The sequence below is a fragment of the Paracoccus sp. S1E-3 genome (assembly GCF_013868135.1).
GTDB lineage: Bacteria > Pseudomonadota > Alphaproteobacteria > Rhodobacterales > Rhodobacteraceae > Paracoccus.
In genome coordinates this window covers 198,371-221,889 of the sequence record NZ_JACEMU010000016.1, presented here as the reverse complement: position 1 = coordinate 221,889, position 23,519 = coordinate 198,371, and the positions used below count along the sequence as shown (strand labels likewise).

Sequence of the window (23,519 nt, the reverse complement as noted above, 5' to 3'; positions counted from 1 at the left end):
TCCTTGCAACCAGAGACAAGTAGCGACGGTTCACGACTGCCCCTTGCCGTGTGTTCTGACCTTTCGACTCGTGGGCGGTTGGGGCGCGTCGCCCCGGCCTCGGTGTTCCGAGCCGGAGCGCCTGCCTATAACAATCCTTCGCGACGAAAGCTGACCTCGCGCCCGGTACCGATCACCAGATGGTCGTGAATGGCGATCCCCATGACCTCCGCGCCCACGCGGATGCGGTCGGTCATGGCGATGTCGGCCTGCGACGGGGTCGGGTCGCCGGAGGGGTGATTGTGCACCAGGATCAGCGCCGACGCGCCAAGTTCCAGCGCCCGGCGCAGGATCTCGCGCGGATAGACGGGGACGTGGTCCACGGTGCCGCGCCCCTGCGCCTCGTCCGCGATCAGCACATTCTTGCGGTCAAGGAAAAGGACGCGGAACTCCTCGGTTCCGGCATGGCCCATGGCGGTGTGGCAATAGTCCAGCAACGCGTCCCAGCCCGACAGGACCGGCCTGCGCAGCACCCGGCCGCGTGCCATGCGTTGGGCGGCAGCGGCGACGATCTTCAACTCCGTCACCACGGTGGGGCCGACACCGTCGATGCTGGTCAGCCGGGCTTCGGGCGCGGCAAGGACGCGGGCGAAATCACCGAAGGTTTCGATCAGCCGCCGGGCCAGTGGCTTTACGTCCTGCCGGGGAATGGCGCGGAACAGCACCAGCTCCAGCATCTCGTAATCCGGCATCGGGACCGCGCCGCCGGCCATGAAGCGTTCGCGCAGGCGGGCGCGATGATCGGCCAGATAGGAGGGCGTTTTCGCCCCTGGCCGCGGGATCGGCACCGCCTCGTCGCTATCGGCGGCGAACAGCGGCAGAGGTGCTTCGTGAAAGGCGCGATTCGTGTCCATTCGCAAAGGCTTGCATGACGGCGGTGAAAAATCCGTTAACCGGCGCTCGCGCCAGAGCCCTGCAATTCCGGTCCCGTTCGGCTGACCTTTCGTCAGCGCCAAGAAATCGCCTTGACCCAAGGCCCGCCTTCCGCCCTAAACTCGATGCCATCCTCGGGCAGAATCGCCCGCTCGAAACAAGAGGTTGCCATGACCCTGACGAAAACCCTTCTCGCATCGGCCGCGACGCTCGGCCTGATGGCGGGCGTTGCTGCAGCTGAACCCGCGCTGATCTTCGATCTGGGCGGCAAGTTCGACAAATCCTTCAACGAAGCCGCCTATGCCGGGGCCGAACGTTGGAAGGCCGAGACCGGAGGCACCTACAAGGAACTGGAAATGCAGTCCGAAGCGCAGCGCGAACAGGCCCTGCGCCGGCTGGCCGAAACCGGTGTGAACCCGATCGTGATGACCGGCTTCGCCTTTGGCGAGGTGCTGAACAAGATCGCGGGCGATTATCCTGACACGAAATTCGTCATCATCGACACCGTGGTGGAACAGCCGAACGTGCAGTCGAATGTCTTCAACGAAGGCGAAGGGTCGTATCTTGCGGGGATCATGGCGGCGAACGCCTCGAAAACCGGGACGGTCGGCTTCATCGGTGGCATGGATGTGCCGTTGATCCACAAATTCGAATGCGGCTTCCGCCAGGGTTTCCTGGCCGCCAAGCCCGACGGCAAGGTTCTGGTCAATTATACCGGCACAACGCCCGCGGCGTGGAACGACCCGGTGAAGGGTGGCGAACTGGCCAAGGCCCAGAAATCGCAGGGCGCAGATGTGATTTACGCCGCCGCAGGCGGCACCGGGATCGGTGTCCTGCAGGCCGCCGCCGACGAAGGCATCCTGTCGATCGGCGTCGATTCCAACCAGAACCACCTGCATCCGGGCAAAGTGCTGACCTCGGTCGTGAAGCGCGTCGACAATGCGGTCTATGATGCCTTCAAGGCGGGTGAAGCGGTCGAGCCGGGCGTGAAGGTCTGGGACGTGAAGTCGGACGGGGTGGTCGTGGCCATGGACGACAACAACAAGCCGCTGGTCACGCCGGAGATGACCGCCGTGGTCGAGGACGCCCGTACCAAGATCGCCTCGGGCGAGATCGTCGTGCATGACTACATGACCGATAACACCTGTCCGGTCGATTGATGAACGACACCGTGACCAAAGCTGGGGGGCCGGATTCGGCCCCCCAATCCATCCCGCCGGCCATTGAACTGCGCGGGATTTCCAAGGCGTTCGGCCCGGTTCAGGCCAACAGGAACATTGATCTGACCGTCCAGAAGGGCACGATTCACGGCATTATCGGCGAGAACGGGGCCGGGAAATCGACGCTGATGTCGATCCTTTACGGCTTCTACAAGCCGGACAGCGGTGAGATCCTGATCGACGGCAAGCCCATCCAGATCACCGATTCCATGACGGCGATCCGCGCGGGCATCGGCATGGTCTTTCAGCATTTCAAGCTGGTGCGGAACTTCACCGTGCTGGAAAACATCATCCTCGGGGCCGAGGATGGCCCACTGCTGCGCCCGTCTTTGGCGCGCGCGCGGAAGCGCCTGCGCGAACTGGCCGAGGAATACGAATTGCAGGTCGATCCCGATGAGGCGATCGAGGAACTCTCGGTCGGCCACCAGCAGCGGGTCGAGATTCTGAAGGCGCTGTATCGGCAGGCCGACATCCTGATTCTGGATGAGCCGACCGGCGTGCTGACCCCCGCCGAGGCGGATCACTTGTTCCGTATCCTCAATGGCTTGCGCGATGAGGGCAAGACCATCATCCTGATTACCCACAAGCTGCGCGAGATCATGGAGATCACCGACAATGTCAGCGTCATGCGGCGCGGCGAGATGGTGGCTTCGGTCAGGACCGCGGAAACCACACCCGAGGAACTGGCCGAGCTGATGGTCGGCCGCAAGGTTCTGCTGGAGGTCGACAAGACCCCCGCCCAGCCCGGCAAGCCCATCCTGGAGGTGCGCGACCTGCGCATGATCGATATCGACAAGGTCGAGCGTCTCCGCGGCATTTCCTTCGACATCCGCGCGGGCGAGATCGTCGGCATCGCGGGCGTCAGCGGCAACGGCCAGACGCAGTTGCTGGAAATCCTCGGCGGCTTCCCGGAAAAGGGCGCGAAGATCAGCGGCGAGGTGATGATGAACGGCCAGCCGCTGGCGCTGAACGGGCGCGGCTCGGACGCGGCGGAGCGGCGCGAACGCGGCATCGGCCACGTTCCCGAAGACCGGCAGGACGAGGGGCTGATCATGGATTTCCCGGCCTGGGAAAACGTATCATTCGGCTATCACAACGCGCCGGAATATTCGAACGGGATCTTCATGGACTGCGCGGCGATCCGCGCCGATGCGGAAGGCAAATTCCAGCGCTTCGACGTGCGCCCACCCAACCCGGAGCTGGCGGCGCGGAATTTTTCCGGCGGAAACCAGCAGAAGATCGTCGTGGCCCGCGAGGTCGAACGCAATCCCGACCTGCTGCTGATCGGCCAGCCTACGCGCGGCGTCGATATCGGCGCCATCGAATTCATCCACAAGCGTATCGTCGAGTTGCGCGACGCCGGCAAGGCGGTGCTGCTGGTCAGCGTCGAGTTGGATGAGATCATGTCGCTTTCGGACCGCGTGCTGGTGATGTTCGACGGCATGATCATGGGGGAACGCGACCCCGAAACCACCACGGCGGGCGAGTTGGGGCTGCTTATGGCGGGTGTCACCGACAGGGACGCCTCTGGCCGCGACGGGATCACCCCGGCGCATCGGCACCCGGCCGATCACCCGGACGAGCCGACCGCAAAACCCGAAGGGCAGGCGTAATGGACAAGATGCCGAAATGGGTGGATGTGATCCTGACGCCGGTGATCTCGCTTCTGCTGGCGGCGGCGATTTCCGCGCTGGTGATCCTCGCCATCGGGGAAAGCCCGTGGGAGGCACTGAAGACCATGGTGACCGGCGCGCTCGGGTCCAGCTATGGCTGGGGCTTCACGCTGTATTACACCACCAATTTCATCTTCACCGGGCTCGCGGTGGCAGTGGCCTATCACGCGGCCCTGTTCAATATCGGCGGCGAGGGGCAGGCGGGGCTGGGTGGACTTGGCGTGGCCCTGGTCTGTCTGTTTATTCCCTGGCCGCACTGGACGCTGGCGCTGCTGGGCGCGATGCTCGGCGCGGCCGCCTTTGGTGCGGCCTGGGCCTATATCCCGGCCATTCTTCAGGCCAAGCGCGGCAGCCATATCGTGATTACCACGATCATGTTCAACTTCATCGCCGCCGCCCTGCTGAACTGGGCGCTGGTGAGATGGCTGCGTCCGGTGGGCAGCATGGATCCGGCCTCGGCCAATTTTCCGCCCTCGACCCATCTGCCGAAGATCAGCGACATCTTCGCCCGTTTCGGCATCGAATGGGGCACCCATACCCCGGCCAACGTCACCTTCCTGATCGCGCTTCTGGCCTGCGTGGCGGTCTGGCTGCTGATCTGGCGCACAAGGCTGGGATATGAGATCCGCGCCTTCGGCAAATCCGAAACCGCCGCGCGTTATGCCGGCATCTCGCCGGTCAGGATCACCGTCATCACCATGCTGATCTCGGGCGGCCTCGCCGGTTTGATGGCCATCAACAATGTCATGGGCGAGGCCGAGCGGCTGGTGCTGAACAGTGTCGAAGGCGCGGGCTTTATCGGCATCGCTGTGGCGCTGATGGGCCGCAATCACCCGGTCGGGGTGCTGCTGGCGGCGCTGCTGTTCGGCTTCCTCTATCAGGGCGGGGGCGAGCTGGCGCTGTGGACTTCGATCCCGCGCGAGCTGATTATTGTCATTCAGGCCCTGGTGATCCTGTTCACCGGCGCGTTGGACAACATGGTCCGTATGCCGCTGGAACGTTTCTTCACCGCCCGCCGGCTGAGGAACCGGGCATGAGCAGGGCCTGTCGCATGAACGCCGCCCGTCCTTCGGCCACGGAGGGCTGAGCCATGGATTTCAACACCATCCTGCAGATCCTCGACAGCGCGGTCCGGCTGATGACGCCCCTGCTGCTGGCCTGTCTGGCGGGGCTGTATTCGGAACGCGCGGGCGTGTTCGACATCGGGCTGGAAGGCAAGATGCTGATGGCCGCCTTCACCTCGGCCACGGTGGCGGCGCTGACGGGCAATGTCTGGCTGGGGCTGTGCGCGGGGATCATCGGATCGCTGATGCTCTCGCTGGTGCATGGGCTGGCCTCGATCACTTTCCGGGGCAACCAGTTGATCTCCGGGGTGGCAATCAACTTTCTGGCCGCCGGGCTGACGGTGTTGTTGGGGCAGAAGATCTTCGGGCTGGGGGGGCGGACGCCCACCCTCAACCCCGGCGCCGAGCTGGAGGCGCTGACGACGCCGTTCCGCGACTGGCTGTCGGGGATCGTCGGGCCTGATCTGGCGGTGACGCTGACGACCATGCCGCGCTTCACCGAGATCAGGTTGCCCTTCGCCGATGCGCTGCGCGATGTGCCGGTGATCGGGCCGATCTATGCCGAACTGATCTCGGACCATTCGATCCTGGTCTATGTGGCCTTCCTGTGTGTGCCCGCGACCTGGTGGCTGCTGAATCGCACCCGTTTCGGGCTTCGGCTGCGGGCGGTGGGGGAAAACCCGGCCGCGGTCGATACTGCGGGCGTGTCGGTGACGCGGCTGCGTTACGCCGCCGTGGGCATCTGCGGCGTGTTGTGCGGACTGGCCGGGGCCTATCTGGCGACCGGGCTGTCGGCGGGCTTCGTCAAGGACATGACCGCCGGGCGCGGCTTCATCGCGCTTGCGGCATTGATCTTCGCCAAATGGCGCCCCTGGGGCGCGCTGGGTGCAACCTTCCTGTTCGGCCTGCTGGAGGCCATCGCCAACCGCTATCCCAATCTGGAACTGGGGCCGATCACCATTCCGTCGATGTTCATGAACGCGCTGCCCTATATCCTGACCGTCATCATCCTCGCGGGCTTCGTCGGCCGCGCCATCCCGCCGCGCGCGGGCGGAGAACCCTATGTCAAAGAGCGCTGAACTCGCTGCCCTGATCCAGGACCGCGCCGGACCCGAGGCCCCGGAATACGGGCTGATCCTCGGGTCCGGCCTTGGCCATCTGTCGCAGGCGGTCGAGGGCGTGGCCATTCCCTATGACGAACTGCCCGGCTTTCCGCATGCCGGTGTGTCGGGTCATGTGCCGCAACTGGTGATCGGCAATCTGGAAGGGCGCCGCGTCGCGGTGTTTGGCGGCCGGTCGCATTATTACGAATCCGGGCGCCCCGATGCGATGCGCCTGCCGCTGGAAACGCTGGCCGCGCTTGGCACCCGGAAGCTGATCCTGACCAATGCGGCGGGGGCGGTGAATACCGTCCTCGCGCCGGGCGGCCTGATGATGCTGAACGATCATATCGCCTTCGCGGGCACCAACCCGCTGATCGGCGAGAAGACGGATGCCCGTTTCGTGCCGCTGACCGACGCTCATGACGCCGAGATGCGCGCCGGCCTGCGGGCGGCCGCCGAGTCGGAGGGCGTGGCCCTGCCCGAAGGGGTTTACGGCTGGTTTTCCGGCCCCAGTTTCGAAACCCCGGCGGAAATCCGGACCGCCCGCGTGCTCGGCATGGATGCGGTGGGCATGTCGACGGTGCCGGAAATCATCCTTGGCCGCTTCCTGGGCCTGCGCTGCGCGGCGATTTCGGTCATCACCAATATGGGGGCGGGGCTGTCCGACGAATCGATCAGCCACGACCACACCAAGCAGATGGCGCCGCTCGGCGCGGCCAAGCTGGAAAAGGTGTTGCGCAGCTTCCTGCGGGGCTAGGCCTTCTCGATGCGCGCTCGCAATCTGTTCACCGTGGCCCGGCGGGCTGCGGCGCAATGTGGCGGCCGCGCTGCTCGGGTCCGACGAAAACGCAACACTTGCGGCGATTTGGCCGAAACTGATGCCGGTCTCCCGCTGGACTGGCGGGAAATTGATCGGTAGAGATGCCGATGCCGAGGCCGCGATTCAAGCGGCCCGATAGATTATAGTTGGTCCGCGGTGGCGGGCCGGAACCGGAGATTAGCCGTGACCAACGCAGAAGAACACGAAGGCACGCGGAGGGACTTCCTCTACTACGCCACCGCCGGGGCAGGGGCCGTCGCGACCGGCGCCGCCGCCTGGACCCTGATCAACCAGATGAATCCGTCCGCCGACGTGCAGGCGCTGTCCTCGATCATGGTCGATGTCGGCGGGATCGAAACCGGCACCCAGCTGACCGTGAAATGGCTGGGCAAGCCCGTGTTCATCCGCCGCCGCACCCCGGAAGAAATCGAGGCCGCCCGCGCGGTCGAGGTCACGGATCTGATCGACCAGGGCGCTGAAAACAAGAACAAGCCCGGCGAACCGGCAACCGACGCCAACCGCGCCATGGACGAAGCCGGCGAATGGCTGGTGATGATCGGCGTCTGCACCCATCTGGGCTGCGTGCCGATCGGTGACGGCGCCGGCGATTTCGGTGGCTGGTTCTGCCCGTGCCACGGCTCGCATTACGACACCGCCGGCCGCATCCGCAAAGGCCCCGCGCCGCGGAACATGGAAGTCCCGATCGCGACCTTTGTCGACGACGCAACGCTGAAGCTCGGCTGAGGAGACACGCATGTCCGGTATTCCGCACGACCATTACGAACCCAAGACCGCGCCCGAGCGCTGGTTGCACCGCCGTCTGCCGGTCGTCAGCATCATCTATGACACGCTGATGATCCCGACGCCGAAAAACCTGAACTGGTGGTGGATCTGGGGCATCGTCCTGGCCTTCTGCCTGGCGCTTCAGATCGTCACCGGCATCGTCCTGGCGATGCATTATACCCCCCATGTCTCGCTGGCCTTCCGCAGCGTCGAGCATATCATGCGCGACGTGAACGGCGGGATGATGCTGCGCTATCTGCATGCCAACGGCGCCTCGCTGTTCTTCCTGGCCGTCTACATCCACATCTTCCGCGGCCTGTTCTACGGCAGCTACAAGGCGCCCCGCGAAGTGACCTGGATCGTCGGCATGCTGATCTATCTGTGCATGATGGGCACCGCCTTCATGGGCTACGTCTTGCCCTGGGGTCAGATGTCGTTCTGGGGCGCGACCGTGATCACCGGCCTGTTCGGCGCCATCCCCGGCATCGGGCCGAGCATTCAGGAATGGCTGCTGGGCGGACCGGCCGTCGACAATGCGACGCTGAACCGCTTCTTCTCGCTGCACTATCTGCTGCCCTTCGTGATCGCCGCGCTGGTTGTCGTCCACATCTGGGCCTTCCACACCACCGGCAACAACAACCCGACCGGCGTCGAAGTGCGCCGCGGCTCGAAAGAGGAGGCGAAGAAGGACACGCTGCCCTTCTGGCCCTATTTCGTCATCAAGGACCTGTTCGCGCTGGCGGTCATTCTGGTGGTGTTCTTCGCCGTGGTCGGCTTCATGCCGAACTATCTCGGCCACCCCGACAACTATGTCGAGGCGAACCCGCTGGCGACCCCCGCCCATATCGTGCCCGAATGGTATTTCCTGCCCTTCTACGCGATCCTGCGCGCCTTCACCGCTGACGTCTGGGTGGTGATCCTGGTCGAGAAGATCAGCTTCGGCATCATCGACGCCAAGTTCTTCGGCGTTCTGGCGATGTTCGGCGCGATCGCGGTCATGGCGCTGGTGCCGTGGCTGGACACCAGCCGCGTTCGCTCGGGTCAGTATCGCCCGCTGTTCAAGTGGTGGTTCTGGCTGCTCTGCGTCGACTTCGTGGTGCTGATGTGGGTTGGTGCCATGCCTGCCGAAGGGGTCTATCCCTATATCGCGCTGGCGGGTTCGGCCTATTGGTTCGCCTATTTCCTGGTCATCCTGCCGCTGTTGGGCGTGATCGAGAAGCCGGCGCCGATGCCCTCGACCATCGAGGAAGACTTCGCCGCGCATTACGGCAAACACACCCATCCTGCCGAGTAAGGAGAGGCAAGCATGACCCTGAGAACCAAGACCCTCACGGCCGTCGCCGCGCTGACCCTTGGCGCAGCGGCCTGGGCGCAGGACACGACCGTCACCGTTCCGGTCCCGGAAAACACGGCACCGGCCGAAGCCGCCGAAGCGGCGACGGGCGCCGCCAATGACGCTGCCGGTGCCGTCAGCGACACGGCGGCCCCCGCGGGCGAGGCTGCGACCGACACGGTCGCCCCTCCCACGGGTGCTGATGCAACCGCCGACGCCGCGGGCGAGGCTGCGGAGACGGAAGGTGCGACCGCCAGCGAGACCGTTGCCGCAGAAGATGCGGCCACCGCTGAAGCCGCACCGGCCCCGGCGGCCCCTGCGGAAACGCCGGCCGAAGCTGCCGAACAGACCGGCAGCGCTGCCGAGCTGAGCGAGGAGGCTGCGACCAGCCCCGAAGCGACTGAGGCCGTTCAGGCCGAGGAAGACAAGGCCGTGGCCGAGACCACCCCGGCGGATGCCGCTGCCGAAGAAGACCTCGGCGAAGCTGCCACCATGGAAGGCGAAGCCGACGTAGCCGCGGGCGCCGAAGCCGAGGCCGCCTCGGGCGCTGAAGCAGAGGAAGCGGCCGGCGGCCATGAGGTCCAGCACATCACCGACGTGGCCTTTTCCTTCGAGGGGCCGTTCGGCAAGTTCGACCAGTTCCAGCTGCAGCGCGGCCTTCAGGTCTATACCGAGGTCTGCTCGGCCTGCCACGGCATGAAGCAGGTCGCCCTGCGCACGCTGGGTGACGAGGGCGGCCCGGATCTGCCTGACGATCAGGTCCGCGCCTATGCGGCCGCCCTGGACATCACCGACCCGGAAACCGGCGAGGATCGTCCGCGCATTCCGACCGACTACTTCCCGACCGTGACCGGCGAGGGCATGGGCCCCGATCTGTCGCTGATGGCGAAGGCGCGGGCCGGGTTCCATGGGCCGCTGGGCACCGGGATCAACCAATTGATCTACGGGATCGGCGGGCCCGAATACATCTATTCGGTGCTGACCGGCTATGATGGCGAAACCAAGGAGCAGGCCGGCACGACGCTGTATCACAACGCCGCCTTTGCCGGGAACTGGATCGGCATGCCGGCGCCGCTGGCCGACGATCAGGTCACCTATGAAGATGGCACCCCGGCCACGGTCGACCAGATGGCCAAGGACGTGTCGGCCTTCCTGATGTGGACCGCCGAGCCGCACATGATGAACCGCAAGAAGGTCGGTTTCGTGTCGGTGATCTTCCTGATCGTGCTGGCCTCGCTGCTCTATCTGACCAACAAGCGCCTATGGGCGCCGATCAAGCACGGCCGGGACGTCTGATCCCCGCCCACACGACAATGCGAACGCGCCCTTTCGGGGCGCGTTTTCTTTTGCGGTATCGTCACCGTTTTCAATCGATGCCCCGAATTGCAGGCGCCCGGACGCCCCTCTACAATTCCGGTTCGATCAGCGTGGGTCACATCTATTGCTGCCCCATATGCCTACGCCCGCACAACCAAGGCCTCGCACACTTACACGCAGGGGCTTGGCAGCAAGCGGACGATCCGGCCGGACGCAGTGGCGCGCGCGGTCCATATCGGGGTACTTTCGACCCATGCCGCAGGGGCTGGAACGGCTGGGCGAAGACGGTATCGACAGGCCGCCCGTCGCCCGATGGCCGCAGATTGTCACGGGAAATGCGATCATCCCGCTGAATGACCGTTTGCCGTATGGCCGCGAGATGACGCGCGGGTGCTGTTGACCGGAGGGGCGGTCCAGTTGCCGCAGACCGGATCAACGCGTCGACTCATGGGATCATCGGCTGACCACGGACGGGAAATGCTGCAGCCTGCCCAGCTTGCCGCGAGGGCGCGCGGTCGCCGCGAGCGGCGATTACGATCGACAGGCGCAGGCATCATACGGCGGAGGCGCTGCAGACTTTGACCGCGTCGGCCCGATCAGCGCAAAAAAAAATGGACCGGCGGCGATGCGCGCCGCCGATCCCACCAGTCTGCCGGTGCTTACAGCCCGAGTGAGCCGTAGACATTGGCGATGCGGCGGATGGCCACCACATAGGCCGCGGTCCGCAGGTCCTCGACGCGATCATCGCCGAACCAGACTTCCTGCATCTTCATGTAGCTTTCGCGCATGGTGTCATCGAGGCCCGAGCGCACCAGTTCCAGCTCGTCGGCGCCGTGCAGATAGGCTTCCTTGAAACCGTCCGACAGCGTCCATTTCACCCCGGAATCCGCCGAAAGCCGGGTGATTTCTTCGACAAGCATGCGGTTGCGGGCTTCTTCGTGGCGCCGCTCCAACCGGCCGAGGCTGATCTGCGACAGGTTCTTGACCCATTCGAAATAGGACACCGTCACGCCGCCGGCATTGGCATACATGTCCGGGATCACCACGATGCCGCGTTTCTTCAGGATTTCGTCGCCCTCGGCGGTGACGGGGCCGTTTGCGGCCTCGATCACCAGCTTGGCCTTGATGCGGGGGGCGTTTTCCTCGGTGATGACGCTTTCCACGGCGGCGGGGATCAGGATGTCGCACTCATCCTCCAGCCCTTCCAGACCGGCTTCGCGGAAGGTGGCGCCGGGGAATCCGGCCACGCTGCCGGTTTCGTTGACATGCGCCTTCAGCGCCTCGATATCGAGGCCGTCCGGGTTCGACACGGTGCCGTTATATTCGACCACGGTGACGATCACGCAGCCGTCTTCCTGCTGAAGGAACTTGGCGGCGTGATAGCCCACATTGCCCAGACCCTGCACGACGACCCGCTTGCCCGACAGACTGCCCTCGACGCCGGCGCGCTTCAACGCTTCGGGGTGGCGGAAGAACTCGCGCAGGGCGTATTGCAGCCCCCGCCCGGTCGCCTCGACCCGGCCGAGGATGCCGCCGATGGTCACCGGCTTGCCGGTGACGCAGGCCTTGGCGTTGATGTCATCGGGATGCAGGCGCTTGTAGGCGTCCGCCATCCAGGCCATTTCCCGCTCGCCCGTGCCCATGTCGGGGGCAGGCACGTTCTGCGAGGGCGAGATCAGCGAGCGGCGCGAAAGCTCGTAGGTGAAGCGGCGGGTGATCCGTTCCAGCTCGTCCTCGTCCCACTCGCGCGGGTTGATCCGCAGACCCCCCTTGGAACCCCCGAAAGGAACCTCCACTAGCGCGCACTTATAGGTCATCAGTGCCGCCAGCGCCTCGACCTCGTCCTGATTTACCGACATTGCATAGCGAATACCGCCCTTTACCGGCTCCATATGTTCGGAATGGACCGAGCGGTAGCCGGTGAAGGTATGGATCGCGCCACGCAGGCGAACACCGAAACGCACCGTATAGGTTGAGTTGCAAACGCGGATCTTTTCTTCCAGCCCTGGCGGCAATTTCATCAGCGAGGCCGCATGGGTGAACATGCGGTCGACTGAATCACGAAACGAGGGGTGAGGATTGGACATGGTACAAACTCCGCATTTGCCTAATCATTTGGCAGAGCATCACCGCTGCGGCGGAAATTCGCAACGCCTTTCGGCGGAGCCCGCCGGACCTTGTGAAGGTTGGGCACGGTGGCATAGAAGCAAATTATTGGTGCCAATGTAGGCAAGTGAGATGTTTAACGAGGATAGGCTCATCACCAAGGGCCGCAAATTCGATCAGGTCCTGGAAGGCGCCCGCAGCGTTTTCATGCAACATGGCTACGAGGGGGCGAGTGTCGATGACATTGCCCGTGCGGCGGCTGTCTCCAAGGCGACGCTGTACAGCTATTTCCCCGACAAGCAGCTGATGTTCACGGCCGTATTTCGTGGTGAGCTGGAACGGGAAAAGATCGGCCGCGACACGCTGGTCGGCATGGATCTGCCCATCCATGAGGTGCTGCGCTTCACCGGTCACATGATCGCGAGCCATCTGGTGTCCGAACTCGGCTCGCGCACGTTGCGGCTGGCCATTGCCGAGGCCCGGCGCTTCCCCGATCTTGCCGCCGAATATTACGAAATCGGCCCGCGCGCGCTGCGCCGCGGGTTGGAGCGGCGCCTGCACCTCTGGCAACATGACGGCATGCTGCGGCGGGACATCGCGGACATGAACCTGGCCGCAGACAGTTTCGTGCAGCTTTGCGGGGTGCAGGTGCGCGAGCCGGTGATGCTGCTGGGCCGCGAGAGGGTCGACGACGGAGCCATCCGCCGGACGGTGGAAAACGCGGTGATCGTGTTCCTGCGCGCGTTCGGCACCGCTGCGGCGTTGCGGCTGCTGGACGAATAGCGCGCCTGCGCCTGTGGCATTGCTGCGCCGCCGGCCCGATGGCGGCGCAGGGTGGGCTTAACACGCTGGCCCCGGACGCGTATAGGTTGCGCAGGACCCCGGCCTGGCCGGGGCCTGATGCCGCATCGTTGAAACCGCAGGAACAGATGAACAGAATGACGAAAACGCCCCGTATTTTCGCCTCGCTTGCCGCAGTCGCCATGCTGGCCGGTTGTGTCGGGGGCGGTGTAGCCACCGATGTTCCGGTGCAGCCCGCCGGGATCGAGCCGCTGCCGACCGTGGCCGATGACGGCCTGACCGAGCGCAAGCCGGATGCCTGCAAGGCCAGCACCTATGCCACTTACGTCGGCCAGCCGGGTGCCGTCATCCCGACGCTGGGGATCACCCGCGAATATCGTGTGGTCGAGTACCGCGGGATCGAGCCGCAGGAATACAACCCGCTTCGGATCGTGTTCCGCCTGGACGCCACCGGGCTGATTTCCGGCGTGGATTGCGGCTGATGGCCGGGCGTTGGGCGGTGGCCGGGCTGATGCTCGGCGCGTTGACCGCCTGCACCGAGACCGAACTGGCACCGGGCGGCGCGCAGCCGCCGGCGCCGTCGGATGCCTGTGGGGCCTCGAAGCTGCAAAAGCTGGTCGGCACGCAGCTGGACGGGATGGATGTAAGGGCGCTGCCCAGCGTGCCACGCCAGATCGGCCCGGACATGGCTGTGAATGCCGATTACGACCCCACCCGGCTGAACATCGAATATGACGGCAGGAACACCATTACCAAGGTGTCCTGCTTCTGAACCGGGCGGGGCCATGCTGGTCCCGCCTGCTTTTCCGCTTTTATGATTGATCGCGGGCGGATGCGGTGTCACCATCCCGTCATGCAAAGCCCGTCGCAGCCGTTCGCTCCGCAGCCCGACCGTGTCGCCTTCGACCGGGGCGAGCTCGCCTCCATCCTGTCGGTCTATGGGCGTATGGTCGCGGCGGGCGAATGGCGTGATTATGCGATGGCCTTTCTCAGCGATGTGGCGGTGTTTTCGATCTTCCGCCATGCCGCCGAGACGCCGATCTACCGCGTCGAGAAGCGGCCGAAGCTGCGCCAGGCGCAAGGGATCTATGCGGTGATCGCGATGGATGGGCGGATCCTGAAACGCGGCCACGATCTGGCCCAGGTCCTGCGGGTCTTCGACCGCAAGCTGATCCGCGCCGTCGATCACCCGAGATAGGCGCGCAGCCCTTCGGGCGGATGGTCCAGCAGCGCGCCGGTCGGCATCGGCGGATGGGCCACGCCGTCCATCACCACCACCGTTTCGGGCGCGAAGGCGCGGGCATCGTCGGGATCGTGCGTCACCATCAGCACGGTGGTGCCGTCGCGATCGGCGATGCGGCGCAGCAATGCCAGCATCTCTGTCTTCAGCGCCGGGCCGAGCGCGGCGAAGGCCTCGTCCAGCAGCAGGATCGGCTGGGCGCGCAAGGCCACGCGTGCCAGCGCCACCCGGCTTTGCTGGCCGCCGGAAAGCTGCGCGGGGCGGCGGTTGGCCAGATCCTGCAGCCCGACCTGACGCAGCGCCTCGACCACGGCCTGGCGCTGATCCGGCGACAGCCGCAGATCCGGCCGCAGGCCGAGGCCCACATTCTGCGCCACGGTCAGATGCGGAAACAGGTTCTGGTCCTGAAACAGGATCGAGACCGGTCGCGCCCCCGGCGGTGTGCCGGTCAGGTCACGGCCCTCCCATTCGATCCGACCCGCGCTTAGCGGCACGAAGCCCGCGATCATTCCCAGCAGCGTCGATTTGCCCGATCCCGATGGCCCGATCACCGCCAGCCGCGCGCCGGCGGCGACGGAGAAATCGGCGCTGAGGGCGAAGTCGCCCAGCCGCGTCTCGGCCCGGTCAAAGCGCAGCATGCAGGCGGCCTCCCTTGTCGAAGATCCAGAACAGCGCAAAACTGATCGCCATCAGCACCACCGCGCAGGCGGCGGCGTCGGCCATGCGATAGCTGTTCATCAACTGGTAAAGCTGCAGCGGCAGCGTCGGGTTCCGGCTGTCGGCGAACAGCGTGATGACGCCCAGATCGCCCATCGCCAGCGCGGCGGACAGGCCGCCGGCAAAGCCCAGCGGACCGGACAAACGGGGCAGCGTCAGCAGGCGCAGTCGGGCCATCCCCCGCATCCCCAGCGAATCCGCCAGCCGCCCGTAATCGGCGCGCAGGGTGCGGGCGGCGGGGATCAGGATGCGCAGCGCGAAAGGCAGCGCCATGACCGCATTGATGATGACCGTGACCGGCAGCGCCATCTGCGGGGCCGAGGCCACATTGCGCAGCAGCAGGAACAGCCCCGTTCCCAGCACCAGCGGCGAGGCGACGATGGGCAACATGCCCGCCGCCTCGACCCACGAGCGCCCCTCGGCGACCGAAAGCGCCAGTGCCAGCGCCAGCGTCAGCGTCAGCGCGGCCGAGATCAGCGCCATCACCACCGATCGCGCGGCAGCGGACCAGACGGCATCGGGCAATGCCGGGATGCGGGGGGCGCCCTGCAGGATGACGAAGCTCATCGGCACCAGCAGGAAGGCGGCGGCCAGCAGAATCGCGGCCGTATCGGCGCCGCGCCGCCAGCCGGGCGGTGCGGGCAGCGGCAGGTCGCGGTCCAGCCCGGCACCGAACCCCGCCGTGACCGTCGCCCGCCGCGACAGCAGCAGCGCCACCAGACATAACCCCACCTGGATCAGCCCCAGCGTCGCGGCCTTGCCCATGTCGAAATCGAAGCGGAAAGCCTGATAGATCGCCAGCTCGATGGTGGTGGCGCGGGGGCCGCCGCCCAGTGCCAGCGCCACGGCGAAGCTGGTCAGGCAGACCAGAAACACCGCCAGCCACGCGCCCGGCAGCACCTCGCGCAGCATCGGGCGTTCCAGATGGCGCGCGGTATCGGCGGGGGTGAAGCCCAGCGACTGGGCCAGGCGGAAACGCTCGGCCGGGATGGCCTGCCAGCCGTGCAGGACCATCCGCACCGCCAGCGGCAGGTTGAAGAAGACATGCGCCAGGATGACGCCCTGCCAGCCATAGATGCTGACCGGGCCGAGGCCCAGCGGCGCCAGCGCGGCATTGACCAGCCCATTGCGGCCGAAGACCGCGATCAGCCCCATGATCGCCACGATCACCGGCAGGATGAAGGGCGCGCCGAGCAGCGTGATCAGCAGCCCGCGCCCGGCAAAGCGCCGCCGCGCCAACGCCCGCGCCACCGGCACCGCCAGCAGCGCCGACAAGGTCGCCGACAGCGCCGCCTGCCACAGGGTGAAGCGGACGGCGCGCCAGTCCCACGGCCCCAGGGCCGACAGCCCCCCCGCCGTAGCTGCAACGACCGCCAGCGTGCCGATCACCAGCACGATCACCGCCGCGCCGGCGATCATCCCCGGCGAAAGGGCTATTGCGCGAAAACGCTCAGCCATTCTTCCAGCGCGGGCTTGCGCAGCGCCTCAGCCTCGGTTTCCGACAGGAAGATGGTGCGTTCGGGCCGGTCGAGCGCGGCGAAATAGGCCGGCAGCTGGTCGCGCGCCAGCTTCGAGGGGTAGGACCAGTTGGCTTCGGCGATCATGCCCTGAAAATCCGGTGATAGCACGTATTCCATGAACTTCTCCGCCAGTTCCGGCTGGTCCGAGGATTTCAGCCGGGCGGCCAGTTCCGCCATGAAATAATGCCCCTCGGGGAAGATGGCGGCGCGCTTCGAGGTGTCCTGCTCGGCCCCGATGTGATAGGCCGGCGAGGTTGTGAAGCTGAGGACCATATCCGCCTCGCCATCGGTGAACATGCCATAGGATTCCGACCAGCCCGGCGTCACCGTCAGCACCTTCGGGCGCAGCTTCTGCCAGGCTTCCAGCGCCTTGTCGCCATAGACCGACTTGACCCATAGCAGCATCGCCAGCCCCGAGACCGAACTGCGCGGGTCCTGGATCAGGATCTTCAGGTCATCGGGCGCGTCCAGCAGGTCTTGGAAGGTCGCAGGCGGGTTCTTCAGCCGGTTCGCATCATAGATGAAGGCGATTTCCGACCAGTTGAAGGGCAGGAAGGTATCATCGGTCCAGGTCACCGGCATGGTCAGCCCGGACAGGTCCTGCCCATGGGGCGCGAACAGCCCCGATTCGCGGGCGCGCAGGGTGACGTCGGTGTTCAGCCCGATCACCACGTCGGCCTTGGTCCTGTCGCCTTCCAGCAGGATACGCGGCAGCACGTCGCCGGTCACCAGCACCAGATCGCAGCCGCAGATCTTCTCGAAACCGGCCTCGATCTTGGGGCCGGGGCCCCATTCCGAGGCGAAGTAATCCGGTGCGTAAACAGTGAATTCCGGGCCTGCGGCCAGGACCGGGGTGGCGGCCGTCAGGGCGCCCGTCAGCAGGGCAAGAGCGGGGTATCGCATCGCTTCCTCCTTTTTTCTTCGTCAGGCTTCGGAAAGAAAGGGCAGCGAAACCTTCCCTCCGCCGGGGTCAACCGGATCAGGTTCAACGGGTCCGCAAGCGCGTCTCAGCCGGATGGCCCCCCGAGGCGTTGCAAGCATGGGCAAAGCCGCAGGCGCGCGCAAGGGCGATCTTCGCAGGGGGCGGGATGCAGCCGCCTTGCCGCTGCAGGCGCGGGCCGCTAACGAAGGGGCAAAGGAGATCCGCGATGAGCCTGAACAGCTTCGGCCATGTTTTCCGCGTCACCACCTGGGGCGAAAGCCACGGCCCTGCGCTTGGCGCCGTCGTCGACGGCTGCCCGCCCGGCGTGGCCCTGGCCGAGGACTGGATCCAGCCCTTCATGGATCGCCGCCGTCCCGGCACGTCGAAAAACACCACCCAGCGGCAGGAGGCTGACCGCGTCCGCATCCTCTCGGGGGTGTTCGAAGGCCGCACCACCGGCACGCCGATCATGCTGATGATCGAAAACACCGATCAGCGCTCCAAGGATTACGGCGAAATCGCGCAGGCCTTCCGCCCCGGCCATGCCGATATTGCCTATCACCAGAAATACGGCATCCGCGACTATCGCGGCGGCGGCCGGTCCTCGGCGCGCGAAACGGCGGCGCGGGTAGCGGCGGGCGCGGTGGCGCAGGCGGTGCTGCGCGATCTGGTGCCGGGGCTTCAGGTCCTCAGCTACATGGTTCAGATGGGCGAGATGCGGCTGGATCCGGCCCGTTTTGACGAGGCCGCGATCGCGGCGAACCCGTTCTTCCTGCCCGATGCCGGCGCCGCCCAGGCATGGGAGGATTATCTGACCGGCATCCGCAAGGCGCAGAACAGCGTCGGCGCCGCGGTCGAGGTGCTGATCCGCGGCTGTCCGCCAGGTCTGGGCGCGCCGGTCTATGGCAAGCTGGACACGGAACTGGCGGCCGCGATGATGTCGATCAATGCCGTCAAGGGCGTCGAGATCGGCGAGGGGATGCATGCGGCCGCCCTGACCGGCACTGAAAACGCCGACGAGATCCGCATGGGACCGGACGGCCCGGAATATCTGTCGAACCATGCTGGTGGGATTCTGGGCGGGATCTCTACCGGTCAGGACATCGTGGTGCGGTTTTCGGTCAAGCCGACCAGCTCGATCCTGACGCCGCGCCGCACCATCAATGCAGCCGGCGAGGAGATCGAGCTGATCACCAAGGGCCGTCATGACCCTTGTGTCGGCATCCGTGCCGTGCCCGTTGCCGAAGCCATGGCGGCTTGCGTGATTCTCGATCAACTGCTGCTGGACCGTGCACAGACCGGCGGGCAGCGCGGCCGCATCGGCTGAAGGGCGAATCGCCGTTTGGCACCACCGGGGGCCACCCCGCGCGGCCCCGCACTGATTCAGGACCCGATATCAGGGGCTTGGCCTGCCCGCACGCCTTGTCATGAAACCGTCACATTTCCGTCGCATAAGCGTCGTGTTCCCGCACTAGGGAATGCGCAGGCCAATTCGTGCCACCCAAAAGCGTTCAGGAGTGATCCTATGAAATCCGTCAAGCTTGCCGTCTCGGCCTTCGCCCTCATCGCCGCCAGCGCCTCGGTCGCCTCGGCCCGCGATCAGGTCCAGGTCTCGGGCTCGTCGACCGTTCTGCCCTATGCGACCATCGTCGCCGAGGCTTTTGCCGAAAACACCGATTTCGCCGCGCCGGTCGTGGAAGGCGGCGGCTCCTCGGCGGGGCTGAAGCAGTTCTGCGAAGGCGTGGGCGAAAACACCATCGACATCGCCAATGCCAGCCGCAAGATCAAGGATGCCGAGATCGAGACCTGCAAGGCCAATGGTGTGAACAACATCATCGAGGTCCAGTTCGGCTATGACGGCATCGTTTTCGCCTCTGACGTGAACGGCGCCGATTTCGTGCTGACGCCGAAGGACGTGTTCCTGGCGCTGGCGAAGGACGTGGTCACGGATGGTGCGGTCAGCGCCAATGCCGCGACCAAATGGTCGGACGTGAACCCCGACCTGCCCGCACAGGACATTCTGGTCTTCGTGCCCGGCACCAAGCACGGCACCCGCGAAGTGTTCGAGGAAAAGGTCCTGATCGAGGGCTGCAAGGAAGCCGGCGCGCTGGAGGCCTTCGCCGCCGCCAATGGCGGTGACGAAAAAGCCGCCGAAGCCGCCTGCAAGGCCCTGCGCACCGACGGAAAATCGGTCGATATCGACGGCGACTACACCGAGACGCTGGCCCGCATCGACAGCGCCAAGAACGGCATTGGCGTCTTCGGCCTGTCCTTCTATGAAAACAACACCGACAAGCTGAAAGTGGCGACAATCAACGGCGTGACGCCTTCGGTCGACAGCGTCGCTTCGGGCGAATACCCGGTCTCGCGTCCGCTGTATTTCTACGTCAAGAAAGACCATATCGGCGTGATCCCGGGCCTGAAGGAATACGCCGAGTTCTTCGTCTCGGACGAGATCGCCGGCCCCGACGGCCCGCTGGCCGCCTACGGACTGGTCCCCGATCCGAAGCTGGCCGATGTCCAGAAGGTCGTGGCTGACGAAACCGTCATCCAGTAACAACGCGCGGCCGGGCGGCATTCACGCCGTCCGGCCCGTCGGTTTGTCCGGGGAACATCATGCCCGTATCGTGGATCATCCTGCTGGTGCTGGTTCTGGCCGCCACCGCCTATGTGCTGGGCCGCCGCCGGGCGCTGGAGGGCGCGAACGGCGACCCCCGCCGTCTGCATTCGCGCCCCGTCTATTACGGCTGGAATGCGGCGCTGTCCGCCCTCGTCCCTGCCGTGCTTATGCTGGTCGTGACCCGTCTTGCGCTGGGGTCCAGCAATCTGGGCGCGCTGCTGGTGCTCGCCGCCGCCATTGCGGGCGTGATCTTCGCGCTCAGCCGCACCACACCCGACTTCCGTGCCCGCAACATGGTCGAGCAGGTGGTGAAAGCCGGACTGATCCTGTGTTCCTCGGTCGCGATTGCCACTACGCTCGGCATCATCCTGTCGCTGGTCTTTGAATCGGCGCAGTTCTTCCGGATGTATCCCTGGCAGGACTTCCTGTTCGGCACCGAATGGACGCCCGCCTTCGGCGGTGGCTCCAAACTCGGGATGCTGCCACTGCTGTGGGGGACGCTTTATATTTCGCTGATCGCGCTGCTGGTGGCGGTGCCGATCGGGCTGTTTGCCGCCATCTACATGTCCGAATATGCCGGTCCCCGCGTGCGCGCCTGGGTGAAACCCGCGATCGAGATCCTCGCCGGGATTCCCACCATCGTCTACGGCCTGTTCGCGCTGGTGACGGTCGGGCCGCTGCTGCGCGACTGGATCGCCGCACCCACAGGTCTTGGCGACAGCGGGTCGTCGGTGATGACGGCGGGCATCGTGATGGGCATCATGCTGATCCCCTTCGTCAGCTCGCTGTCCGACGACATCATCAATGCGGTGCCGCAAAGCCTGCGCGACGGCAGCCTGGGGCTGGGCTCCACACCCTCGGAAACCATTCGCAACGTGGTGCTGCCCGCCGCCCTGCCGGGCATCGTGGGCGCGATCCTGCTGGCCGCCAGCCGCGCCATCGGCGAGACGATGATCGTGGTGCTGGGCGCCGGCGCCATGGCCCGGATCAGCGGCAACCCGTTCGAGGCGATGACCACGATCACCGTCAAGATCGTCGGCCAGCTGACCGGCGACAATGACTTCGCCAGCCCCGAAACGCTGGTCGCCTTCGCGCTTGGCCTGACGCTGTTCGTCATCACCCTGGCGCTGAACATCTTCGCCCTCTACATCGTGCGCAAATATCGGGAGCAATACGAATGACCGATACCACCTCCGGCGTCGTCCCCGAATCCGCCGGCGAGCCCGCGATGAAATCGCTGCTGATCGCCGACGCCCGCACCCGCCGCCGCAATGCCGCCGAGACCCGCTTCCGCGCTTACGGCATCATCGCCATCGGCCTCGCCATCGCGGCGCTGTTCTGGCTGCTGAGCACGATCCTCGCCGACGGCTCCAGCGCTTTCCGCCAGACCTATGCGACCATTCCGGTCTCGATCGACGCTTCGGTTGTCGATCCGAAGGGCAATCGCAACCCCGAGGAGATGCGGAAAGTCCTGACGCTCAGCTATGAAAAGCTGCTGACGACCGGCCTGAAGGATTACATCGCGAAGGAAAACCTGCAGATCGAGGGGCTGAGCGACAGGGATCTGAAGGGCTTCCTGTCCGATCAGGCCAAGGCCAACCTGCGCGCTTCCGTGCTCAACGATCCCGAACTGATCGGGCAGGTGGTGACGGTGCCGGCGCTGACCAGTTCGCGCATCGACGGCTATTTCAAAGGGCGGGTGACGGCCGAGCAGGCCGCGCGCGACAGCAAGACCAGCCCGGCGCAGCTGGCGCTGGCGGACGCACTGAAATCGCGCGACGTGCTCGAGACCCGCTTCAACATGGGCTTCCTGACCAATGCCGACGCCTCGGAAACCCGGCCCGAATCGGCGGGTCTGGGTGTGGCCATCCTCGGCTCGGCCTATATGATGCTGATCGTGCTGGTGCTGGCGCTGCCGATCGGGGTCGCGGCTTCGATCTATCTGGAGGAGTTTGCGCCGAAGAACCGCCTGACCGACGTGATCGAGGTGAATATCGCCAATCTCGCCGCCGTGCCGTCCATCGTCTACGGCATCCTCGGGCTGGCGGTGTTCATCAATTTCGTGGGGCTTCCCCGGTCCGCGCCCATCGTCGGCGGCCTGGTGCTGACGCTGATGACGCTTCCCACCATCATCATCGCCACCCGTGCGGCGCTGAAGGCGGTGCCGCCCTCGATCCGCGATGCAGCGCTTGGGGTCGGGGCCAGCCGGATGCAGACGGTCTTCCACCACGTTCTTCCGCTGGCCATGCCCGGCATCCTGACCGGCACCATCATCGGGCTGGCCCATGCGCTTGGCGAAACCGCGCCGCTGCTGCTGATCGGCATGGTGGCCTTCGTGCAGGATTATCCCGACGCTCCGCCTGCCGGTCTCTTTGATCCGGCATCGGCGCTGCCGGTGCAGATCTATAACTGGACCCGCCGCGCCGATCCGGCCTTCTTTGAACGCGCCGCCGGGGCGATCATCGTGCTGCTGGTCTTCCTTCTGATCATGAACCTGGCCGCCATCTGGCTGCGTCGCCGGTTCGAGCGCCGCTGGTAATGCGGCCGCAAGGGTGAAAACATGAACGACATGAGCATCGTGGAGCGTAAGTTGACACAGGATGAGATCAAGATCTCGGCCCGCGGCGTGCAGGTCTATTACGGCGATAAACACGCCATCAAGGATGTGAATGTCGATATCCTCGACAAAACGGTCACGGCTTTCATCGGCCCCTCGGGCTGCGGGAAATCGACCTTCCTGCGCTGCATCAACCGCATGAACGACACCATCGATGCCGCCCGCGTCGACGGCAAGATCCTGCTGGATGGCGAGGATATCTATGACAAGCGCGTCGATCCGGTGCAGCTGCGCGCCAAGGTCGGCATGGTGTTCCAGAAGCCGAACCCCTTCCCGAAGTCGATCTATGACAATGTCGCCTACGGTCCGCGCATCCATGGGCTGGCACGCACGCGCGGCGAACTGGACGAGATCGTCGAGAAATCTCTGCGCGGCGCCGCCCTGTGGAACGAGGTCAAGGACCGTCTGCAAGAGGCCGGCACCGGCCTTTCGGGCGGCCAGCAACAACGCCTGTGCATCGCCCGCGCGGTCGCGACCCAGCCAGAAGTGCTGCTGATGGATGAGCCCTGTTCGGCGCTTGACCCCATCGCCACCAGCCAGGTCGAAGAACTGATCGACCAGCTGCGGCAGGATTTCTCGGTGGTGATCGTGACCCATTCGATGCAGCAGGCAGCGCGCGTCAGCCAGAAGACGGCTTTTTTCCATCTGGGCAATCTGGTCGAATACGGGGCGACCGACGACATTTTCACCCGGCCGCAGGACCCGCGGACGGAAAGCTATATTTCGGGCCGGATCGGCTGAGGGAGGATGC

The 23,519-nt window shown here is 65.4% G+C and carries 22 protein-coding genes and 1 riboswitch; of the genes, 17 read left to right on the top strand and 5 right to left on the bottom strand.

Going from position 1 to position 23,519, the window contains the following annotated elements; genetic code table 11:
* Positions 1–125: 125 nt before the first annotated feature.
* On the bottom strand, positions 126–893 hold the full coding sequence (gene radC, locus H1S04_RS15585; RefSeq protein WP_181746440.1) for a DNA repair protein RadC: 768 nt from the start codon (positions 891–893) through the stop codon (positions 126–128).
* A 189-nt stretch (positions 894–1,082) separates the two neighbouring features.
* Here radC and H1S04_RS15580 point away from each other — a divergent pair, with 189 nt between their 5' ends.
* The 8 genes from H1S04_RS15580 to H1S04_RS18830 all read left to right on the top strand — a co-directional run bounded on the left by H1S04_RS15580 (position 1,083) and on the right by H1S04_RS18830 (position 10,204).
* Positions 1,083–2,072, top strand: a complete 990-nt coding sequence (locus H1S04_RS15580; RefSeq protein WP_181746439.1) for a BMP family protein — start codon at positions 1,083–1,085, stop codon at positions 2,070–2,072.
* Positions 2,072–3,745 (top strand): ABC transporter ATP-binding protein, encoded by a 1,674-nt coding sequence (locus tag H1S04_RS15575; RefSeq protein WP_181746438.1) that lies wholly within the window; start codon positions 2,072–2,074, stop codon positions 3,743–3,745. The genes H1S04_RS15580 and H1S04_RS15575 overlap by 1 nt, the downstream gene beginning before the upstream one ends.
* The gene (locus tag H1S04_RS15570; protein ID WP_181746437.1) at positions 3,745–4,842 is read left to right on the top strand and encodes an ABC transporter permease; all 1,098 of its coding nucleotides are present in this window, start codon (positions 3,745–3,747) and stop codon (positions 4,840–4,842) included. The genes H1S04_RS15575 and H1S04_RS15570 overlap by 1 nt, the downstream gene beginning before the upstream one ends.
* A 53-nt stretch (positions 4,843–4,895) precedes the next feature.
* A complete protein-coding gene (locus H1S04_RS15565; RefSeq protein ID WP_181746436.1) occupies positions 4,896–5,948 on the top strand; it encodes an ABC transporter permease in 1,053 nt (350 codons plus the stop codon).
* Complete coding sequence (locus H1S04_RS15560) at positions 5,932–6,729, top strand: purine-nucleoside phosphorylase (RefSeq protein ID WP_181746435.1); 798 nt, start codon at positions 5,932–5,934, stop codon at positions 6,727–6,729. Before H1S04_RS15565 ends, H1S04_RS15560 begins: the two co-directional genes overlap by 17 nt.
* Positions 6,730–6,975: 246 nt before the next feature.
* A complete protein-coding gene (petA, locus tag H1S04_RS15555; RefSeq protein WP_181746434.1) occupies positions 6,976–7,536 on the top strand; it encodes a ubiquinol-cytochrome c reductase iron-sulfur subunit in 561 nt (186 codons plus the stop codon).
* Between the two features lie 10 nt (positions 7,537–7,546).
* Positions 7,547–8,869: a cytochrome b gene (petB, locus tag H1S04_RS15550; RefSeq protein ID WP_181746433.1), complete on the top strand. Its 1,323-nt coding sequence runs from the start codon at positions 7,547–7,549 to the stop codon at positions 8,867–8,869.
* A 531-nt stretch (positions 8,870–9,400) separates the two neighbouring features.
* Positions 9,401–10,204, top strand: coding sequence for a cytochrome c1 (locus H1S04_RS18830; RefSeq protein WP_298948203.1), 804 nt, complete (start codon positions 9,401–9,403; stop codon positions 10,202–10,204).
* Positions 10,205–10,884: 680 nt separating this feature from the next.
* Here the strand turns inward: H1S04_RS18830 and H1S04_RS15540 are convergent.
* Positions 10,885–12,312, bottom strand: coding sequence for a Glu/Leu/Phe/Val dehydrogenase (locus H1S04_RS15540; RefSeq protein ID WP_181746431.1), 1,428 nt, complete (start codon positions 12,310–12,312; stop codon positions 10,885–10,887).
* 151 nt (positions 12,313–12,463) lie between these two features.
* Between H1S04_RS15540 and H1S04_RS15535 the strand changes: the two genes are divergently transcribed.
* The 4 genes from H1S04_RS15535 (at position 12,464) to H1S04_RS15520 (ending at position 14,330) form a co-directional block, all read left to right on the top strand.
* Positions 12,464–13,114 carry a TetR/AcrR family transcriptional regulator gene (locus tag H1S04_RS15535; protein ID WP_181746430.1) on the top strand — a complete coding sequence of 217 codons (651 nt, stop codon included), beginning with the start codon at positions 12,464–12,466 and terminating at the stop codon, positions 13,112–13,114.
* A 155-nt stretch (positions 13,115–13,269) separates the two neighbouring features.
* Positions 13,270–13,614 (top strand): hypothetical protein, encoded by a 345-nt coding sequence (locus H1S04_RS15530; protein ID WP_181746429.1) that lies wholly within the window; start codon positions 13,270–13,272, stop codon positions 13,612–13,614.
* Positions 13,614–13,904 carry an I78 family peptidase inhibitor gene (locus H1S04_RS15525; protein WP_181746428.1) on the top strand — a complete coding sequence of 97 codons (291 nt, stop codon included), beginning with the start codon at positions 13,614–13,616 and terminating at the stop codon, positions 13,902–13,904. Before H1S04_RS15530 ends, H1S04_RS15525 begins: the two co-directional genes overlap by 1 nt.
* An 81-nt stretch (positions 13,905–13,985) precedes the next feature.
* The gene (locus H1S04_RS15520; protein WP_181746427.1) at positions 13,986–14,330 is read left to right on the top strand and encodes a DUF2794 domain-containing protein; all 345 of its coding nucleotides are present in this window, start codon (positions 13,986–13,988) and stop codon (positions 14,328–14,330) included.
* Here H1S04_RS15520 and H1S04_RS15515 read toward each other — a convergent pair.
* Genes H1S04_RS15515 through H1S04_RS15505 form a run of 3 tightly spaced genes read right to left on the bottom strand, consistent with a single transcriptional unit; the run spans position 14,318 to position 17,512 of the window.
* Positions 14,318–15,010: an ATP-binding cassette domain-containing protein gene (locus H1S04_RS15515; protein WP_181746426.1), complete on the bottom strand. Its 693-nt coding sequence runs from the start codon at positions 15,008–15,010 to the stop codon at positions 14,318–14,320. The two genes, H1S04_RS15520 and H1S04_RS15515, sit on opposite strands and share 13 nt — an antisense overlap.
* Positions 14,997–16,547: an ABC transporter permease subunit gene (locus tag H1S04_RS15510; RefSeq protein ID WP_181746425.1), complete on the bottom strand. Its 1,551-nt coding sequence runs from the start codon at positions 16,545–16,547 to the stop codon at positions 14,997–14,999. Before H1S04_RS15510 ends, H1S04_RS15515 begins: the two co-directional genes overlap by 14 nt.
* On the bottom strand, positions 16,523–17,512 hold the full coding sequence (locus tag H1S04_RS15505; protein WP_181746424.1) for a thiamine ABC transporter substrate binding subunit: 990 nt from the start codon (positions 17,510–17,512) through the stop codon (positions 16,523–16,525). Before H1S04_RS15505 ends, H1S04_RS15510 begins: the two co-directional genes overlap by 25 nt.
* A 36-nt stretch (positions 17,513–17,548) precedes the next feature.
* Positions 17,549–17,645: riboswitch (TPP riboswitch) on the bottom strand.
* A 112-nt stretch (positions 17,646–17,757) separates the two neighbouring features.
* Here H1S04_RS15505 and aroC point away from each other — a divergent pair.
* The 5 genes from aroC to pstB all read left to right on the top strand — a co-directional run bounded on the left by aroC (position 17,758) and on the right by pstB (position 23,509).
* The gene (gene aroC / locus H1S04_RS15500) at positions 17,758–18,858 is read left to right on the top strand and encodes a chorismate synthase (protein ID WP_181746423.1); all 1,101 of its coding nucleotides are present in this window, start codon (positions 17,758–17,760) and stop codon (positions 18,856–18,858) included.
* Positions 18,859–19,056: 198 nt separating this feature from the next.
* Positions 19,057–20,088, top strand: a complete 1,032-nt coding sequence (locus H1S04_RS15495) for a PstS family phosphate ABC transporter substrate-binding protein (protein WP_181746422.1) — start codon at positions 19,057–19,059, stop codon at positions 20,086–20,088.
* Between the two features lie 59 nt (positions 20,089–20,147).
* Positions 20,148–21,332 (top strand): phosphate ABC transporter permease subunit PstC, encoded by a 1,185-nt coding sequence (pstC, locus tag H1S04_RS15490; RefSeq protein ID WP_181746421.1) that lies wholly within the window; start codon positions 20,148–20,150, stop codon positions 21,330–21,332.
* Positions 21,329–22,690 carry a phosphate ABC transporter permease PstA gene (pstA, locus tag H1S04_RS15485; RefSeq protein ID WP_181746420.1) on the top strand — a complete coding sequence of 454 codons (1,362 nt, stop codon included), beginning with the start codon at positions 21,329–21,331 and terminating at the stop codon, positions 22,688–22,690. The genes pstC and pstA overlap by 4 nt, the downstream gene beginning before the upstream one ends.
* A 21-nt stretch (positions 22,691–22,711) precedes the next feature.
* Positions 22,712–23,509 (top strand): phosphate ABC transporter ATP-binding protein PstB, encoded by a 798-nt coding sequence (gene pstB / locus H1S04_RS15480; protein WP_181746419.1) that lies wholly within the window; start codon positions 22,712–22,714, stop codon positions 23,507–23,509.
* Positions 23,510–23,519: the final 10 nt, after the last annotated feature.